This is a genomic window from Hanstruepera marina (assembly GCF_019880635.1).
Taxonomy (GTDB): domain Bacteria; phylum Bacteroidota; class Bacteroidia; order Flavobacteriales; family Flavobacteriaceae; genus Hanstruepera; species Hanstruepera marina.
In genome coordinates this window covers 344,824-364,358 of the sequence record NZ_JAINVX010000001.1, presented here as the reverse complement: position 1 = coordinate 364,358, position 19,535 = coordinate 344,824, and the positions used below count along the sequence as shown (strand labels likewise).

Genomic DNA, 19,535 nt, shown 5'->3' with positions numbered 1-19,535 from the left:
TAAAAAATGAACTCCTTATTCATAAAAAGTTACTTCGCCTGTATTGATATCATACATTGCGCCAATAATCATAATTTCGCCGTTGTTCTGCATATCGGCTAAAACTTCACTTTCTTCTACAATTCTATCAATTGTTAGTTGGACATTTTTAGCTGAAACATTATCTACAAATTCCAAATTTTTAGAGTTTCTTAAACTTGTATCCTGCGGCTCGACTACTGCATTTACTGCTGGTTTAATCTTACTTAACATGCCTGTTAAATTTCCTAATTTAGCATCGTCACAAGCCCCTTTTACAGCACCACAGCTTGTATGCCCCAACACTACAATTAGTTTTGTGCCAGCTAATTTGCAGGCAAACTCCATACTTCCTAAAATATCTTCGTTCACAAAATTTCCCGCTATTCTTACACTAAAAATATCTCCTAAACCTTGGTCAAAAACCAACTCGGCTGACACTCGCGAATCTATACAGCTTAAAATAGTTGCAAAAGGAAATTGACCATCACTTGTATCATTAACTTGCTCCAGTAAATTTCTGTTTGCTTTTAAATTATTTTGAAATCTTAAGTTTCCTTCTTGTAAAAATTGCAATGACTTTTCAGGAGTCATTGTTGCTTGTGTTTCTCTAGTATGTGCTTTCATAATTATTTCGTTTTATCTTTTTAATTTACTAAATTTTATTATTTGATATTAAAAGTGGAATATTAAGTTGGTTAATAACACTTTTGATATCTGATGGTTTTAAACCTTCTTTTGGGTTTGTATTCTTAAAATTACTATCTACCAGTAATAAATTTACATTGCTCTTTGATAAGTAGTTAGATAAATTCTGAATAGTATTGTCATTTCGTTCAAAAACATATTCAACAGTTTTTATATCTGATTGTTTGTTCTCTTCAGTTACAACATTATTATTGACAACCCTGAATGACTTTATTGGAGTTTTAACATACTTGAGTAAATTTTCTGAAAAACTCACATTTTTAAACCATTCTTTGCCATTAAGCAATCCAACCGACAAAGATTTGTCGGCCTCTAGAATATTCTCGCTATCGGCAATCATTACAAAACCATTGTGCACTTTCAATACGAAATCTGTAATGTTGTCCCCCATTAAATTAACAGGATTTGAATTTCGTTTGCCCAAAACAATTATATCAGGTTTATTTTTAGCAATATAATTCTCTATTTCATTCTTAACGTTACCAAAAGCATAACTAAAGTCAACAGGAATTCCTTGATCTTTTAAAGAGCCTACAAAATGTTCTATACGCTTTTTTACGGTAGTATGATTTTCATTAATTGTTCTAAAAGCCGATAGCTGGCTTTCTCTTTCAATAATGTCTGTTGGTTTTTTTACATGAAAAAAACTAATCTCACCATTTATCATTTTTGATAAACTGGCCGTGTTTTTTAGTACATTATTGGTAGCGTCCTTTAAATCTGACAATACCAAAATTTTATATTTATTGTTTTTCATTGTCAATAGATTTATGCACTTTTTGGCCTTAACTTAAAAAATTCGATAAAGCTTTCAGGGTTTTCAACAACACCACGTTCAGACACCAATTGAATATCTATGTTTCTTTCTTTTGCTTTGTAAGCAAAATCATCTAAAATTTCAATAATATCATTGTCTAAATATCTTGTATTTCTTACATCTAATTCCAGATACGTGTCCATAGGTAAACTATTTAACTCCTTCAAAATAGCTCCTTTGTTAAAGAATGTAACTTCCTCGGCAAGAGTCATTTTAATTTTATGTTTACCATTACTCTTATCTTCAATATGCAAGAAATGTGAATTTTGGTAGCTTTTTAAAAGAATAACAACAATACCAACGGCAAGCCCTAAACTTATACCAACCAATAGATCTGTAAAAACAATTCCAACAACAGTTACCACAAAAGGCACAAACTGTTTCCATCCTTGCTTATACATTTGTTTAAATAGTTGCGGTTTTGCTAGTTTATAACCTACTACCAATAGGATTGCCGCTAATACTGAAAGTGGAATCATATTTAACAGTCTTGGTATTAAAATAACTGATATCAATAACAAAAATCCGTGAATAATTGCAGATAGTTTTGTGCGCCCACCAGATTGAATATTAGCTGAACTTCTAACAATAACCTGCGTAATTGGCAGCCCTCCAATTAAACCAGAAATAATGTTTCCAGTGCCTTGAGCCAATAACTCTCTGTTGGTTGGTGTTACATTTTTATGAGGATCAAGCTTATCTGTTGCTTCTACACAAAGTAATGTTTCTAAACTAGCTACCAGTGCAATTGTAAAGGCCACAATCCATACTTCTGGATTTGTAATGGCGCTAAAATTAGGAAAGCTAAACTGTGCAAAAAAGGAAGCAGCATCGTCCGGTATTGGAACACTTACCAAATGTGATTGTGCTATGGATAACGACTCATTGGACTTTGTTAGAATGTAGAAAATTATACCTAAAACTACAGCCACCAAAGGCCCTTGTATTACTTTAAAAAACTTTGACTTTTTAGCCAAAATAGTATCCCAAATTAAAATAATTGCCAATCCAATTACACCAACTATTAATGAGCCTATAATAAGATTATCAAAAATATTGAAAAGAGCTGAAAACGTGTTTTCACCTGACATTTCAATGAAACTATCTGCCCCTTCTGGTTCTGCATCATACCCAAAAAAGTGCGGTATTTGCTTTAAAATAATAATGATTCCAATTCCTGTAAGCATGCCTTTAATTACAGATGATGGAAAGTAATACCCTATAACTCCTGCTTTAAGCACCCCTAATAACAACTGTATTGCACCACCTAAAACAACGGCAACCAAAAAGTTTTGATAACCTCCTAATGTACCTATTGCAGTTAGTACAATAGCTGCTAAACCAGCTGCTGGGCCACTTACTCCAATGTTAGACCCACTTAATCCTCCAACTACAATTCCTCCAATAATACCGGCAATTAAACCTGAAAACAATGGTGCTCCACTGGCAAGAGCAATACCTAAACACAACGGCAAGGCAACAAAAAATACGACTATACTCGCTGGCAAGTCACTTTTAATATATTTAAACATTTTATAACAAAGATTTGAGTCAACCTATTATTTAGACTGACATAATTAAAAAATAGAAAGGGATTAAACCTTTCTTAAAAACGAAATTATAAAATGCTTAATTCGGGAGGTGGAGAAACTAAATTAAGATGAGGTTTCTGGTATTTTTTAAAAAAATACCTTGAATTTTCTTGAACAACTTCAATTGATATGTTCTCTGATTCAAAATTATTATCGGTAAATGCCAATTTTAAATTTTCGTTTTCTTCTTCAGTAACGCTATAGAAAATGGATACATCTACTGAATCATCTACTGCAATAATTATTGTAGGCGCTGTTATAAATGCCAAAAACAAAATAGAAAATAAAATTGCAATAGTTTTCTTACTCATACAGTAAACTTGAAATGCAAATATACTATTTCAGCATGGTAATTCTGTTAAATATCCTTTAAAATCTATTCAACAATTTAATATCGCTTGAAGGAATCCATCCCATTTTACCGTCAGTGAGTTTAATTTTCTTCCAATTTTCAACAGTATCCAATACTTGTACTTTAGTCCCTTCGTGAAGTCTAAAAGCTTCTTCACTTCGTAAGTTAGGTTCACTTTTTACTTTTGATTCTTGTGTAAAAACTATGGCAGGATTATTAGATTGATCTAAATTATATTTATGAAAAGCCGACACTAATGAACCTAGCATTAAAAACAAACAGGCAAAACCAAAAGTGAACGAAAATCGTTTGGTTTTAGTTCCTTCTGACATAATATAATTAATAAACAACATAACGCTTAACACCACAAAGCAAATGGCTAAAATTGCCCAAACATCAAAACTTAAAATACTTGACACGTTGTTTAAAACTTTAGACATGCCTACTTCTGGAATAACGTCAATCGCGTCTAAAGTCATATTTTGGGCAAAATTTAAGTTGTTTTTTATTTCCGAATCATTTGGTTTTAATTGTAACGCCTTTTCATAATAATAAACGCTAGGCGCAATATTGTTAAGCTTATAATGGGCATTACCTAAATTGAAATATAATTCTGCCGAGTGCATATCAGTCTCTAAAATAGCCTCATACTTTTTAATGGCCTCTTGATATTTTCCATCATTATAAAAAGCATTTCCCTGTTCAAACAAGGTTTTGTTTTGAGAAAAGCCTAAAACACTGAATAAAAATACTGTTATGTAAAAATACTGTTTCATCATACCTACTTAACCTCTTTATCAATAACTGTAATAGTTTTAGCAGCTAAATCGTAATCTTTCTGCATTTCTACCTGATTAATTGGCGTGTATCTTGCCAACTCACAACTTTCTAGAATACCTATGAAGTCCCTTATTGCATTATGGTCAACACCTTTTTCGTTCAGTAAATTGGTAATCTTGTCTTTTGCAAACTCACTTGTTTCAATATGAAGTTTAGCCTTTAAATAGTTATGTAGTGCTCTCTCTAAAGCAATGTAAAAGGCTTCTTTATTTCCTAGTTCTTTTTTCGCCTCGCTCAAATATTTCTTGGCCAACTTATCAGCTTTTCTAATTTTATTCCCAAAGACATCGGCTTGCCTCTTTTCTTTTTCCTTTTTAAAGACTATTACTAATGGAATGGCCAAAAATGGTAATATCATAGCCGACCAAAAAGCGGTTGATTTAAAAAAGTGCTTTGGTTTTATAGACGTAAAAGCTGTATTTGTTTTAACAAAGGCAAATTGATTGTCATTTAGTACAACACGTTGTTTATTCCCGTTAACTGATGTAATATCTTGAGCGCTATTGCTAGTTGGACCTTCTAGAACATCTATTACAATTTCGTTGGAATTAATGGTTTTGTATGATTCTGTTTTTAAATCGAAATACGAAAAAGAAATACTAGGTATTGGGTACTTTCCTTTATATTGAGGCACAATCGTATAACTGTCTAAAATTGAGCCCTTCATGCCGTCTAAATTTGTATGGACATTTTCGGAATGTTCGGGTTCATAAACCTCTAATGAACTTGGTAAATTCAATTTAGGGAGCTCAAAGAGTTTTAAGTTTCCAGTTCCAGAGACCTCAACTTTTGCTTGTAGCGATTCTGAAGCCTTAAGTTCATATTTTGAAGTTGTAACCCTAAAATTAAAATCGCCAACTGCCCCTGTGAAATCCATTGGCTTGCCATGTTCAGGCAGTGGCTTTACATTAATTGTCCTTTTACCGGCTGATACCGTTTTATGAACCTGATTCAATAATCGTGCTCCAAAAATATCACGCCTATTGGTAGGCACATCAACTGTTATATCAAGACTTAAAGGTTCTATCTCCAATTTTCCTGTTTTTTGTGGATATAGTACCGTTTTTCTTAAGACTACATAGCGGTAGTCTTCTCCTTTATAAGTTCCATTAAGAACTTTAAGACCTTTAATATCTATATTTTGGCTCCAAAAATCACTGTATTTTGGATTATCTATCTCACGCCAATTACTAACACCTGTGTTTGGTGACACATATAGTTTATAAACTACTGTAATAGCTTCATTGAGATACGGATTGGATTTCGATACTTCAGCTACTAAATGAATGTTTTCAGAAGCAATATATTCTGCATTGTTACCATCTTTGGGTTTTTCTACAGCCGATGTTACCGTAATTTGAACTGGTGTTGTTTTATAAATTTCACCATCAATTTCTATTGTAGCTTGTTTAATGGTAAACGTACCTTGGCGCTTTGGCGCCAAAAAATAACTATAGGTTTTAGAATACGAACGTTTTCCATTTATCCATGAATTACTGACCGCTTGGTTAGGTCCGCCAACCACCATAAAATTTGCAAAATCTGGTGGATTAAAATTATCGCCATCCTTGTTCATTTCAAAATCAACACGAAGACGTTCGTTTATACCCAATTTCTTTTTGCTAACCTTAGCTTCAAATGTTACTTGTGCACTTACCAAGGTTGTGGCAAGCATAAATATAAGTATTTGGAAGTGTTTTAATGGTTTCATAATTCTCTAAATCAAAATAAACTTCAATACAATCTAAAATGGTGTTTTACCAATCTTTTTCAGATCTTACTTTAGCTCCTTTTGTTTTTTCTGCATTTATCTTTTCTTGAACTTTTTCTTCTTGGTTATTCATGGCCTCCAATAAGTTCTTTATTTGTTGAGGCGACAATTGCCCTGGTTTAGGTTGAGGCTTTTTTTGGTCTTGCTCTTTATTTTCCTGGTTTCCGTCTTTATCTTTCTCGTCTTTTGGGTCGCCTTTATCATCTTTTTCGTCTTCGCCTTCTTTCTTATCTTGATCTCCCTTATCTTTTTGGTCTTCCTTATTTTCGTCTTCGTTTTCCTTTTGATCTTCTTTATTCTCGTCTTGATCCTTGTTCTCGTTGTTCTTATCGTTCTGATCTTTATTTTCGTCTTCTTGATCTTGTTGATCCTGCTGTTCTTCAGCACATTGCTTTGCTAAAGCAAAATTATAACGGGTTTCTTCATCTGAAGGATTGTTTCTCAACGCATTTTTAAATGCCTCAACGGCTTCTTTACACTTTTTATTCTGCATTAACACATTACCTATGTTATGATAGGCTTTATGTTTTTCCTCTTTGGTTTTGGCAACTTTAGCAGCTTGCTGTAATCTGTAAAAGGCTTCATCAAAATTGCCTTTTTCGTAATAGGAATTGGCAAGGTTATAATTTCCAACAGCCATATTGGGCTCTTTCGAAATAGCCTTACGGTATTCCATCTCAGCACTAACATAATCATCGCTTGAAGCTAATTGATTGGCTTCGTAAACCAATTCTTTAGCTTGCTCAACAGCCTTAAACTGCTCTTTTTCATGGTCTTGAGAAAAGGCATTAAATGTGCAAAAAGTTACTATGTATAATAATATGTGTTTCATACAAACAACTAAATTATAAAACTACTGGTTTTGAATGCGTTAATAATTTTATAAAATTATTATTCTTAAAGATTCTCGTTAAACAGGTTAAGCTTCTTTAACCATGCTGTTTTTCGTTCTAAAAGGAAAACATCTATGAATAGCAAAAAAATTGCCAAGCCAACGAACCACTGAAATTGATCTTTAAAATCAGCAAATTGTTTGGCTTCAAATTCCTTTTTATCCATATTGTTTAAAATGTCTCTTATAGATTCTACCACTTCATTAGTATTCTGTCCGTTGATATAAACACCATTGGCTTCCTCAGCAATGTCCATAAGTGTTTTTTCATTAAGCTTGGTAATAACCGTTTCGCCATTTTGATCTTTCTTGTAATTTAGAACTATACCATTGCGCTTTATTGGAATAGGGCCTCCTTTTGTATCACCTACACCTATGGTAAATATGCGAATACCTTCTTCACTGGCTTCTTCAGCAATACTCGCCGACACTTCGCTATGATCTTCACCATCAGAAATGATTATCAACACCCTATTGGTTTGCTCTTCATCATCATAATAGGTTTTTGCCAATTCTATAGCTTCGTTAATGGCTGTTCCTTGAGACGATAACATATCGGTATTCATACTCTGTAAGAACATTTTAGCAGAGGCGTAATCCGTTGTAATTGGTAATTGCGGAAAGGCTTTTCCAGCATAAGCTATTATGCCAATTCTATCACTTGCTAAATTATTAATGATTTGGGTAACCAATTGTTTTGATTTTTCCAACCGGTTTGGTGCAATATCTTCTGCCAACATACTTTTAGAAACATCAACTGCAAAAACAATATCAACACCTTCGCGTTTTACAGTTTCCAATTTCGTGCCTATTTTGGGATTTACCAGTGCAATTGCCAAAGCCGCTATTGCTAAACTTACAACTGCCAATTTTAGTACTGTTTTAAATACCGATTGATTTGGACTTAGCCGCTTTAATAGGTCTTTATCGGCAAACTTTCGTTGGGCACTTTTTTTCCAAATGTGCAAAACGATGTATATCAGCCATATTACAGGTATCGCTGCTAAAATCCAAAACCATATTTTTTCTTCTAATTGATACATGCTTAAATAAAACTTCTAAAAATTGTGACACGCATTAACAATTCAAGACATAATAACAATCCAGCTAAAATGACTAATGGCCTATATTTTTCTTCGTAATTATAATACTTAAATTCTTCAATTTCGGTTTTCTCTAACTTGTTGATCTCCTCATAAATTTCAGCAAGTTTTTGGTTATTTGTTGCCCTAAAATATTTTCCGCCTGTTGCATCGGCAATTTCCTTGAGCAGTTCTTCATCAATCTCAACTTGAACTCGACCATATTGAAACTGATTATTATTCTTTATTCCTATTGGAGATAATGCCATACCATTGGTTCCTAAACCAATAGTGTAGACTTTTATACCATATTCTACAGCTAATTCACTAGCAATTTTAGGGTCGATAAACCCTGTATTGTTCACACCATCCGTAAGTAAAATGATAACCTTACTTATGGCTTTACTGTCTTTTAAGCGGTTAACAGAAGTAGCCAATCCCATACCAATAGCTGTACCGCCTTCAATAATGGTATTGTATTGAATGTCATCTAAAGACCGTAATACAATAGCTTTGTCGCTTGTAATAGGCGTTTTTGTGTAACTTTCACCTGCGTATTCAACCAAGCCAATTCTATCGTTTGGACGGCCTTTTATAAATTCGGCAGCAACCTCTTTAAGAGCCTCCAATCTATTTGGTTTTAAATCTCTTGCCAACATACTGGCAGACACATCAATTGCCATGACAATATCTATACCTCGTGTTGTTTTGGTCTTGGTACTTACATCAACTGTTCTTGGCCTAGCTAAAGCTGTAATTAAAGCAGCCAAAACCAATAGACGCAACAAAAACAAAAAGTGTCTGAATTTAGGGAGTATGGATGGTGTTACTTTAAACCCTTTTAAGCTGGATATTTTTAATTCTGCCGTTTGTTTTTGAAACTTGAAAACGTACCAAAGAATTGCCAATGGTAATAATAACAGCAGCCAGAAAAACTCTTTATTTAAAAATTCAATTCCTTCAAACATCATTCGGCAGCTGGTTTAAGTTCGACTGAATTCAAAATTCTATTTACAATTTCCTGAGCATATTCATCTTCCTTGTGATACGTAATCATAATCTGCTGTATGATATTTTGAGAAGTGAAATGCAGCATAATATATTCACCATCAACAAACTTATCAGAATTTGGATAAGGAAAACTCGCTGATCCATGTGTTTTGAGACCTTCAGCGCCATTGGGTGTGACAAATTTATCTGTCTTCACAAAAATGTTTTCAACACCCTTATCCTCTAGCTGTGTAATGGCTTTCTCTGAAACTTCTCCTAAATCAATAGTTTCGTTTGCTTCATGGTTCTTTAAACTAGCTGTTGTTAAGCTAACACTCAAATCATCCAACACATTGCCATATCTAAATTCTGTAAAACTAACTGGTGCATCAACAATATTAAGACTGTCAGTTTCTATACGCTTTAAAACTTTAGGTGTTGAAACGGTAATTGGTGGGTAACCATAGGCACTTTGTACCCATTCGCCTTCCAATAGTTCCAAATTATCATTTCCTAGTAATGTATCAGTAACATATTTGAACCCGTATTTTATTCCAAAACCAACAAATGTAGCTGCAATAATTCCAATTACAAGAACAGTTGTAATCATCATTTTTTTGCGTTTCTTTCTACGTTCTTGTGCTTCTTTATACTGTTGGTCTAAAAGTTTTTCTTCTTCAGTTGGCTCTGGTAATACCTCTTTAACATGATCTATTTCAACAGCAACTGTTTGTCTGTCGAGTTTTGCCAACTCTTTATCTGGGGCCGATTTTGCAAACTTTACCAAATCGGCACGTTTGAAGATACTTTCTAAATTTTTTATGGTTTCCTGACTTAAATCTATTTGGTTACCATCTTTCAACAACCGTAATCTAGATATCAGTTCGTCTGTTGTGCTTTCCAAAGCATGGTCATAAACCTTTTCATCTAGATATTTCCGGATTGCTAAGGTCAATTCAGAATAGTAGGCTTTAAATTCGTCATATTCCAGATAATTGCTTTCGTCCAGTTTTTCAAGTGCCAGTTTAGCTCTATCATAAGGTGGCAACAAGGCTATTTTTTCTTCTTCAGTCAATGGTTTTTTACGCCAAACAAACCAATATATTAATGAGGCTATTAAACCAATGGTCAATAAAGCAATTAATACATTACGAAGCCAATTGCTTTTACCTTTTTCAACTTCAATAATTGGTTTTATATCGTAAAGCCCTTGTTTGGTAGTGTCAACGACTACAGGGTTTACTATAACTTTTAAAGAATCTGTAAAAAAGGTCTTGTCGCCAATGACTATTTTCTGTCTAGGAATGGTAAAGGCTCCAGAGTCAAACTGTGTAAGACCATATTTTTTTATCAGATTAAATTTAGCATCCTGCTTTGTGGTATCAACATCATAAGAATCAATAACTTCCAAAGGCATAAACGTTTGTCCTTCTGGAAAAACCACCAAGTTTGTGGAATCAGTATCCACTTCAATTTTATAGGTTATTTGTTCGCCTATTTTAATGTTTGTGGTATCGATTGACGATTTGACTTGAGCATGAGAGAGCACAGAAAAGAGAACACAGAAAAGAGACAATACAAGACGTCTTGATTCCTTCTTTTTTATGTTCATAATTCGTAATTCGTAATTCATAATTCGTTTTTACCCTCTTCGTTTAAAATAGCCCAATAACTTTTTGACATAACTCTCATCTACCCGGCAGTTAATGGTTCCTGCACCCGATTTTGAAAAGCTATCTTTATAATAATCTACTTTTTGGTTGTAGTATTTACCATAATTCATTCGTACTTTTTTGGAAGCTGTATTGACCAACATGTACTCACCTGTTTCTTCATCTTGCATTTGAACCATACCTAAATTTGGGATGCTCTCTTCATGTTTGTCATACACACGAATTCCCGTAACATCATGACGACCAGATGCAATTTTTAATGTGTGTTGATAATCATCTGCAATAAAATCTGAGAGCACAAACACAATGGCCTTTTTCTTCATAACATTCGATAGAAATTTCAAGGCTTCAGCAACATTTGTTTGTTTGCTTTTTGGTTGAAATTCTATGAGTTCCCGAATAATCCGCAATACGTGCGAGCGCCCTTTTTTGGGTGGAATGTAAAGTTCTATATCATCGGAAAATAATATCAGCCCAATCTTATCATTGTTTTGAGTTGCTGAAAACGCCAGTGTTGCAGCAATTTCAGTAACCACTTCATTTTTGAATTGCGAAACCGTTCCAAAAAATTCAGAACCTGAAACATCAACCATAAGCATCATGGTCAATTCTCGTTCTTCTTCAAAAACTTTAATGTGTGGTTCGTTGGTTCTTGCAGTAACATTCCAGTCAATATTCCTAACATCGTCACCATATTGATACTGCCGTACTTCACTAAAAGTCATACCACGACCTTTGAAGGTTGAATGGTATTCTCCTCCAAAAATATGATCAGACAATCGACGTGTCTTGATCTCAATTTTTCGAACTTTTTTTAGTAATTCTTTAGTATCCATTTTTGTTTTTTGTCATTCCGCACTTGATGCGGAATCTATTTGACTATATCTACTCAAAAAATAATTAGATTCCTGCCTTTATTTCGACGAACTCGATGTTAAAGACAGAAATGACAATGCTATGGTACTTCAATCTCGTTTACAATTTTGTTGATAATGTCTTCTGAAGTGACATTTTCTGCTTCGGCTTCGTAAGTAATACCTATTCTATGGCGAAGCACATCATGTACAACCGCACGAACATCTTCAGGAATTACATAACCACGACGTTTGATAAACGCATAGCATTTGGCAGCTGTTGCCAAGTTAATACTACCACGAGGCGAAGCTCCAAAGGAAATTAATGGTTTTAAGTCTGCCAATTTATATTTTTCAGGATAACGTGTAGCAAATATGATATCCAGAATATACTTTTCAATTTTTTCGTCCATGTACACTTCTCTTACCGCTTTTTGAGCATTCAAGATTTGTGTAACGGAAACCACTGGATTAACCTTATCAAAAGCACCTTTTAAATTCGCACGAACTATTAACTGCTCTTCATCTAGTTTAGGATAATCAATAACTGTTTTTAGCATAAAACGGTCTACTTGAGCTTCTGGTAAAGGATAGGTCCCTTCTTGCTCTACTGGGTTTTGGGTTGCCATAACCAAAAAGGGTTTGTCCAAAACAAAGGTTTCATCTCCAATAGTTACTTGTTTTTCCTGCATGGCTTCCAGTAACGCCGATTGTACTTTAGCAGGTGCACGGTTTATCTCATCGGCTAAAACGAAATTAGCAAAAATTGGTCCTTTTTTTATTGTAAAATCGTTCTCCTTGATATTATAAATCAATGTTCCCACTACATCGGCTGGCAACAAATCTGGCGTAAACTGTATCCTGCTAAACGACCCGTCGACTGCTTGAGCTAACGTATTAATAGCTAATGTTTTTGCTAAACCAGGAACACCTTCCAATAAAATGTGCCCTTGACCCAACAGTCCAATAAGTAACCGTTCGACCATATGTTTTTGACCTACGATTACTTTGTTCATTTCTAACGTTAGTAAATCAACAAAAGCACTCTCTTTTTCAATTTTTTCGTTAATTGCTTTAATATCAATAGCACTCGTTTCTTCCATCATTTGTGTGTTTAAAAATTCTATTTAAAATAGGATTTATTTTAGCACGGCTAAATTGTTAAAATTTTTGCTTGATTGCTGTTAACAATTGGTTAAAAAATAAAAGCAGCACTTATCAGTGCTGCTCTTAAGTATTTTTAAATATTTTTATTACTACTCTAGGGAAATTATGCCTAATTCGGTTGTGGATCCAACCACAATTTCAACATCTTCAAAAACTTGAATTGGCAATCCAGAATCTGGATCTGGTGTAACGGTTACCGTGTATGCCCCTCCTGACAAGCCAACTAACATAAAATTACCTTCGGCATCTGCATAGGCCGAAACCGTTTCAATACCATTTGTTGCTGTAACTTCTGTTTGAATGTCAATTGGTGTTATGCTACCGCTTAAAGCTCCTGTTTGAGCTTCAACACTAGCTCTAATAACAGGTTTTAAATTATAATTACCTGATGATCCTGCCTCTACGATAGATTCGTCTACATCAAAATCTAATAAAAATGTATAGGCTATATTAGGTGCCAATGCTTCATTAACTTGAATTTTTAAACCAGACTGTTGAGCGCTTGGCGTGTTTAATGGTAACGTTTCACCATCCATGACAATAGAATTGTCATCACCTAAAACCAAACGTATTTGATTTAAAGTTCCAGATGGAATAACAAAATCATCAACCAATAACACATTAATGCCTCCAGTTAGTTCAAGTAAATCATAAACACCAGTGTTTATGGCTTCTAAACTCACCCAATTATCATCATCACTTGCATCATTTACTTTTACCATTACGTCTACTACATCCACATAAACATGTTCGTATTCTCCAGGTCTATCCATTAGTTTAACTGATATAGTAGAAGTTCCTTGTTCAGGTGTACTACTATCGTCATCACTACAATTATAAAAAGTGATTGTTAAAATTGTTAGTAGAACTAATTTAAGCTGTTTTAATGTATTCATAAATATTTAAGTTTTTGGTTCATTATTATTTACGAAATAGGACCATATATAGATGTTTCAGTCATAAAAATTATACTTTTTCCTTTTAAATATTTACACACAGCACTTGTTAAAAAACTGTAATACAATTTGTTATGCATATGGTTTAAATCTCATAAAATTTTGTTAAACCCATTCGCGACACATAAATTATATTAATGCGACAACCTATATACAGGCAATAAATAATTGTTAATCGAGACTATTTTTAAGGCGCTAATAAGTATTTTTATACAGAAATTTAAAACTGTTCATGACATATTCAAAAATAATTGCTGGAACAATGACTTGGGGAAGTTGGGGCAAACAACTTTCTAAAAAAGAAATGATAGCATTAATGCATCATTGCATTGATAATAATATTACATCTTTTGACCATGCTGATATTTATGGTGGCTATACAACAGAAACTGATTTTGGTCACGCTTTAAATGAGTCAGACCTCAAGAGGGATAGAATTCAAATTATTTCAAAATGCGGTATTCAGTATTTAAGTGAGAATAGAACCAATACGGTTAAACATTATAACTATAGTAAAGATTACATTATTTGGTCCGTTGAAGAATCCTTAAAAAAATTGCAAACCGATTATTTAGATTTGTTACTGCTGCATAGACCAAGCCCCTTAATGAACCCTGAAGAAATTGCTGAAGCCATTTCAATTTTAAAATCCTCTGGGAAAATTCGTGATTTTGGCGTTTCTAATTTTACAATAAGTCAAATGGAACTCATTTCAAAATATCAAAAAATCGCTGTCAATCAAATTGAATTTTCATTAACCGCACACCAAGCTATGCATGATGGTACTTTGGATTATATGATGACCAATGACATTACACCTATGGCTTGGTCGCCTTTGGGTAGCGTTTTTAAAGAAGAAACCGAACAAACCAATCGCATACATGACCTATTAAATACATTAACCGAAACATACAATACTACTAAAGACCAACTACTGTTGGCTTGGATTTTAAAACATCCATCCAATATTCAACCTGTTGTCGGAACCACTAATACTGAACGTCTTTCCTCTGCAATTAAAGCAGTAGATATTGATTTAGAATTAGAAGATTGGTTTAAACTTTTAGTAGCATCACAAGGCCATAAAGTACCCTAAACAATATATATATGACAAAAACAGCTTTAATTACTGGAGCCACAAGTGGCATTGGTCGTGCAACTGCGCATGAATTTGCAAAGCATGGTATTAACCTCGTTTTATGTGGTAGACGACAGGAACGGTTAAACACCATTAAAAATGCCTTAAGTAAAAAAGTAGACGTGCATACTTTAAACTTTGATGTTCGGGATAAAGAAAAAACCATAGAAGCTATCAATAGTTTACCCGAAGCATTCAAATCCATTGATATCCTTATAAATAATGCTGGAAATGCGCATGGATTAGATCCTATAAACGATGGAAATCTAGAAGATTGGGACGCCATGATGGATATCAACGTAAAAGGGTTGCTTTACGTAAGCAAGTCCATAATGCCTGAAATGATTAAACGAAAATCAGGACACATTATTAATATAGGTTCATCAGCTGGAAAAGAAGTGTACCCTAAAGGCAATGTGTATTGTGCCAGTAAGCATGCGGTTTTGGCAATAACTGAAGGGATGCGCATGGATTTGAATCCGCATGGTATAAAAGTTTCAGCCATCAATCCTGGACTGGTAGAAACTGAATTTTCAAAAGTCCGTTTTAAAGGTGATGCTAAAGCTGACGACGTTTACAAAGGCTACAAAGCCTTACAGCCCGAAGATGTGGCCGAAGTTATTTATTTTGCTATTTCCAGACCCAACCATGTAAATATTGCCGATGTTTTAATGTTTTGTACAGCTCAAGCCAGTAGTACGATTGTGAAAAAAGAGGTTTAACAAAATAGATTCCTGCCTTCGCAGGAAATTAGTATGATTAATAAACGCTTACTTATTAAAAATTTGCTCGCTCACAATGATGAGAACAGTTTTTATGATAAAAAGCGAAAAATTGATATTAGCTTTAAAGAGGGAAAGGCTAAATTTCTGAAGCATATTTGTGCGCTATCGAATAGCAATCCTAAAAACAATTCTTATATCGTAATTGGTGTTGAAGATGAAGACAACAATATTGTTGGAGTCGATTTCTTTGACGATAGTAAAATTCAAAACCTCATCAATGCCTATTTAACCAATCCGCCTATTGTTCAATACGAGAATATTTCATTTCCGCATTTGCCAGATGACAAAGTTGTGGGCTTGGTAACTATTCGCCCAAATAACGAGATAACTTCATTGCGCAAAAACATCTGGAAATATTATGGTGGTTCGGTGTTTTTTAGAGATGGTAGTATGAGTATGCCCAAAGTGTTTGATATTGAAATAAAGGACGTTAATTCAAAACTTGTTGAAGCCATCGAAGCCCATGCCCAAAACAATATGGAGCACACCCTTGATGGTGTTTTTGATTTTATGAACAAACGTCAGGATTACGAACCTCAATATAAAGTGTTTAAAGAGTATTTTGTGGTTTGTTGGGCAGGAAAAAAAAAGGTGGTCAAAAACAAAACGTTTTATTCCAGAGTTGACATCGAGCTTATTAATGAACAGGTTAAGCTTTTTTATTCTGCTTTAGATGAAGTTTCAATAGACATTACACAAAACTCATTCAAAATCGTCGAATTTGTAAATCTGGGGTTGCAAAATGCATTTAAATATTATCCGTTGGAAGAGACAACTATTCACTTTGCTGAAAACGTCAATTACAATATTGAGACCAATCTTATTTTTGAACCGCCACAGTACGATAAAAAAGTATTGCATCATATCTTTAATGCCAACAACACCCTACTTAGAAAGTTAAAAAAGGGGTTGCAGCTTAATTCGAATGAAGAAGCCGATTTAAAAAACTTACCGGCTACCTACCTCATTTGTTACTTGAATGATTTTTCAGACGTCTTGACAAAATTAGAGGAAGCTAAAACACTATTAAAAGCACATAATACCGATGTATATCAATTGTATAAGGAAGCGATGAGAATTTTAAGAAAAGTAAAGTATAGCTAGCTTGTTGTCTATACATAAAAAGATACCATCCACACTAAATATAATACCAATTATAAATTAATTAAAACTTGAAACTTCTAATTCTGTATTTTTGTATTGCTATTAATCAAAAACCAAATCAGCCTTGATCATAACAGTAGTTTCTATTGTTTTCAAGGCTTTTTTATTTCACAAAAAGTCTAACGGTTTAAAACTTCCTTTCAGAATTTTAGAGGTGTCTGCATCCAACCACCTGTTCAACACTGTAGTATAAATAGCTCTGAAATCTATTTCATACTTAATATCACCATTATCGTCTAAATTACTCAAGCTTGCCAATTGGTTATAAACTCCTGGTTTTTTCAAATGCTTGCCGATAACAAATAAATTATTAGCGGAACCGTGGTCTGTACCTCTACCCGAATTTTGTTTTACACGTCGTCCAAATTCTGAAAAAGTTAGAATTAACGTATCATCAAATGTGCCTTGAGATTTAAGGTCATTAACAAATGTCGATATTGAATCTGCATAATTACTTAATAAACGATTGTGCACTTTGAGCTGGTTTACATGAGTGTCAAAACCATCTAACGAAGCATAAAATACTTTTGTTTTTAAACGAGAATTAATAAATGAAGCAATAAGTTTTAATTGATTTCCAAAATCGGTTTTAGGGTAAGTAGCCTTTGACGATTGAATCTTATTTGTTTCATGTATATACTTTGCCGATGATTCTGCCGTAATCATAGTTTTGTATAAGTACCCTAGATTATGTTCATTAAGGTGAGCGTCATTAAAATTCTTTGATATTCGTTTTAAAAAAGGATCTTGTGACAACCTATACAACATTTCTGGGTTTTTAACTGCTATGCCACTTAATTCTTTTCCTTTTAATGCTAGTGAAAGATTCTCACTAATTTCAATAGCATTATAAGGATGCTCTCCTTCAGCGTCTAAATATCTGCCCAACCACCCATTTTGATAATAGGAATCAGAATCACTGGCGGTTTGCCATATATCCATCGCTCTAAAATGAGATCTATTGGGATTTGGGTAACCTACATTGTTAACAATGGTAAGATAACCGTTATCATATAAATCCTTTAATGGTAAAAGACTGGGATGCAACCTTAAGTCATCGGTCAGGTGCAAATCTGCTTCAGGTTTTAAACCTAAATTTGGCCTGGATTTAAAATATATATCATCTCTATATGGTACTACGGTATTTAGCCCATCGTTGCCACCACTTAATTGAACAATCACCAATCTTTTATAGCCAAATTTTGACGATAAGGTGTTTTCGAAGGCTTGAATAAAACTAGGGACGAATAGTAATCCGCTAGCTAACGATGTGGTTTTTATGAAACTTCTTCTTTTCATACTAACACATTTGATATTCTGGCAACGACATAATTTGAATACAACTATCACGATTAGAGGCATGATTTAAGTTATCTACTACCTGCTCTACTTCTAGATTTAAGTTGGTTAAAATGAGTTGGTTTTTAATATCTTCAAACGATGCCTTTTGGTAGTTTTTATCAAAATCTTCCCAATTTACTGATGCCTTAAAAAATCGCCCTTTATTACGTTTTTTGTATGCTTCAGAATACCTATCATAAAAATCACCCTTCTCTTTAACAGAAATAAGGCCATTATTTAATAGAAGAGATGCTGTTTTTAGTCGCAATAAAATGGTGTTGCTTGTAATCCAAGATTTGCCACCTTCCCAACCTGAAACATTTGGTGGGTTCAATAAGGGCTGCCCAAGCAAGCGTTGAATTTTAACCAATTCTACAGGATTCTCATAAGCAATTGGAATAATTTTTTGGATCCCTATTAACAGTTCTGTTGGTGATTTTATTTTAGTTCCTATATTTTCTTTATTATAAAACCAGTCTGACATAAAAATAAAGCGCATAAGTTCTTCAATATTATAACCTGGATAAAACACAGACGTCATTTCATCAATATACTCTTGAACTATATTTTTATTGACGAAATAGGCATATATTTTTCTGCATATAAATTCTGCACATTGTTTTTGGTCTAGAATAATATCAATAACGTCATCACCATCATAACGACCTGATCTTCCAAAAAGATGCTTAAATCCATCATCATGGTTGCGAACATCGTACTTAAACTTACCGTTAAATTCAAAACTGTATCCTGTAAATGCTTTTGAAGCTTCTTTTATATCATAACTTGTATAATTCCCCACTCCTAAAGTAAACAATTCCATAAGTTCTCTTGAAAAGTTTTCGTTAGGAGAATTCTTTTTGTTTTGCTTCAAATCTAAATATTTAATCATTGAAGCTTCTTTGGATATAGCTTTTACAAACGCTCTAAAATCTCCTAAAGCATATTCTCTAAGTGTATTATTATATTTTTGAAAATGAATTATGTTATGGTCCTCTACTACAAAATGATTCGCCCAAAACAACGTCATGCGTTCTCTTAACATTGCTGTTGAATTTGTCATTCTATAAACCCACTCTAAATTAAAAATCTTTAATTTTTCACGGCTTTTTTTTAAGAAATCACGTTTTAAAACTTCGTTTCTATTAATCTCTTGAAATGATAGGTTTTTTAGCGAATTAACATCTATTTTTAATGGAACAACTGGCTTAGAGTTCGTTATCAATTTATCTACAGTCTCTTTTTTACTAAAATTTGTAAGCACATTAAGTTCCTGCAGATTTATTCCAAATCCAGATCGCCAATAAAGATGCTTTAATTCTTTGGAGTCCATAATATTTTGACAACACTTTATTATAAAGGTTTAATTATCAACATCAAAAACAGTTCCATTTT

General features: G+C 33.6%; 18 protein-coding genes. 3 read left to right on the top strand and 15 right to left on the bottom strand.

The window, feature by feature from the left end; genetic code table 11:
* Nucleotides 1-15: 15 nt before the first annotated feature.
* The 13 genes from K7G76_RS01650 to K7G76_RS01590 form a co-directional block, all read right to left on the bottom strand.
* Nucleotides 16-645, bottom strand: a complete 630-nt coding sequence (locus K7G76_RS01650; protein ID WP_223032462.1) for a carbonic anhydrase family protein — start codon at nucleotides 643-645, stop codon at nucleotides 16-18.
* A 28-nt stretch (nucleotides 646-673) separates the two neighbouring features.
* Complete coding sequence (locus K7G76_RS01645) at nucleotides 674-1,483, bottom strand: universal stress protein (protein ID WP_223032461.1); 810 nt, start codon at nucleotides 1,481-1,483, stop codon at nucleotides 674-676.
* Between the two features lie 11 nt (nucleotides 1,484-1,494).
* A complete protein-coding gene (locus K7G76_RS01640; protein ID WP_223032460.1) occupies nucleotides 1,495-3,075 on the bottom strand; it encodes a SulP family inorganic anion transporter in 1,581 nt (526 codons plus the stop codon).
* 86 nt (nucleotides 3,076-3,161) lie between these two features.
* On the bottom strand, nucleotides 3,162-3,446 hold the full coding sequence (locus K7G76_RS01635; protein ID WP_223032459.1) for a hypothetical protein: 285 nt from the start codon (nucleotides 3,444-3,446) through the stop codon (nucleotides 3,162-3,164).
* A 58-nt stretch (nucleotides 3,447-3,504) separates the two neighbouring features.
* A complete protein-coding gene (locus tag K7G76_RS01630; protein WP_223032458.1) occupies nucleotides 3,505-4,263 on the bottom strand; it encodes a tetratricopeptide repeat protein in 759 nt (252 codons plus the stop codon).
* Between the two features lie 5 nt (nucleotides 4,264-4,268).
* Complete coding sequence (locus tag K7G76_RS01625; protein WP_223032457.1) at nucleotides 4,269-6,038, bottom strand: BatD family protein; 1,770 nt, start codon at nucleotides 6,036-6,038, stop codon at nucleotides 4,269-4,271.
* A 46-nt stretch (nucleotides 6,039-6,084) separates the two neighbouring features.
* The gene (locus tag K7G76_RS01620) at nucleotides 6,085-6,930 is read right to left on the bottom strand and encodes a tetratricopeptide repeat protein (RefSeq protein ID WP_223032456.1); all 846 of its coding nucleotides are present in this window, start codon (nucleotides 6,928-6,930) and stop codon (nucleotides 6,085-6,087) included.
* Nucleotides 6,931-6,995: 65 nt separating this feature from the next.
* Nucleotides 6,996-8,033, bottom strand: coding sequence for a VWA domain-containing protein (locus tag K7G76_RS01615; RefSeq protein ID WP_223032455.1), 1,038 nt, complete (start codon nucleotides 8,031-8,033; stop codon nucleotides 6,996-6,998).
* Nucleotides 8,034-8,035: 2 nt separating this feature from the next.
* Nucleotides 8,036-9,040 (bottom strand): vWA domain-containing protein, encoded by a 1,005-nt coding sequence (locus K7G76_RS01610; RefSeq protein WP_223033581.1) that lies wholly within the window; start codon nucleotides 9,038-9,040, stop codon nucleotides 8,036-8,038.
* Nucleotides 9,040-10,695: a hypothetical protein gene (locus tag K7G76_RS01605; protein WP_223032454.1), complete on the bottom strand. Its 1,656-nt coding sequence runs from the start codon at nucleotides 10,693-10,695 to the stop codon at nucleotides 9,040-9,042. Before K7G76_RS01605 ends, K7G76_RS01610 begins: the two co-directional genes overlap by 1 nt.
* Nucleotides 10,696-10,704: 9 nt before the next feature.
* On the bottom strand, nucleotides 10,705-11,571 hold the full coding sequence (locus K7G76_RS01600; protein ID WP_223032453.1) for a DUF58 domain-containing protein: 867 nt from the start codon (nucleotides 11,569-11,571) through the stop codon (nucleotides 10,705-10,707).
* A 119-nt stretch (nucleotides 11,572-11,690) separates the two neighbouring features.
* Nucleotides 11,691-12,692 carry an AAA family ATPase gene (locus K7G76_RS01595; protein ID WP_223033580.1) on the bottom strand — a complete coding sequence of 334 codons (1,002 nt, stop codon included), beginning with the start codon at nucleotides 12,690-12,692 and terminating at the stop codon, nucleotides 11,691-11,693.
* A 153-nt stretch (nucleotides 12,693-12,845) separates the two neighbouring features.
* A complete protein-coding gene (locus K7G76_RS01590) occupies nucleotides 12,846-13,652 on the bottom strand; it encodes a DUF4382 domain-containing protein (protein ID WP_223032452.1) in 807 nt (268 codons plus the stop codon).
* A gap of 292 nt (nucleotides 13,653-13,944) precedes the next feature.
* On the opposite strand from K7G76_RS01590, the gene K7G76_RS01585 reads away from it, so the two are divergent.
* From K7G76_RS01585 to K7G76_RS01575, 3 genes are read left to right on the top strand one after another with little or no spacing between them, the layout of a single operon-like run.
* Nucleotides 13,945-14,808, top strand: a complete 864-nt coding sequence (locus tag K7G76_RS01585) for an aldo/keto reductase (protein WP_223032451.1) — start codon at nucleotides 13,945-13,947, stop codon at nucleotides 14,806-14,808.
* Nucleotides 14,809-14,819: 11 nt separating this feature from the next.
* Entirely contained in the window at nucleotides 14,820-15,572 is a 753-nt protein-coding gene (locus K7G76_RS01580; protein ID WP_223032450.1) for an SDR family NAD(P)-dependent oxidoreductase, read from the top strand.
* Between the two features lie 33 nt (nucleotides 15,573-15,605).
* A complete protein-coding gene (locus tag K7G76_RS01575) occupies nucleotides 15,606-16,739 on the top strand; it encodes an ATP-binding protein (protein WP_223032449.1) in 1,134 nt (377 codons plus the stop codon).
* A 168-nt stretch (nucleotides 16,740-16,907) separates the two neighbouring features.
* On the opposite strand, the gene K7G76_RS01570 is transcribed toward K7G76_RS01575, so the two are convergent.
* Both K7G76_RS01570 and K7G76_RS01565 read right to left on the bottom strand, forming a co-directional pair.
* The gene (locus tag K7G76_RS01570) at nucleotides 16,908-18,098 is read right to left on the bottom strand and encodes a DUF1501 domain-containing protein (protein WP_223032448.1); all 1,191 of its coding nucleotides are present in this window, start codon (nucleotides 18,096-18,098) and stop codon (nucleotides 16,908-16,910) included.
* Nucleotide 18,099: 1 nt separating this feature from the next.
* Complete coding sequence (locus tag K7G76_RS01565) at nucleotides 18,100-19,473, bottom strand: DUF1800 domain-containing protein (RefSeq protein ID WP_223032447.1); 1,374 nt, start codon at nucleotides 19,471-19,473, stop codon at nucleotides 18,100-18,102.
* Between the last annotated feature and the right edge of the window lie 62 nt (nucleotides 19,474-19,535).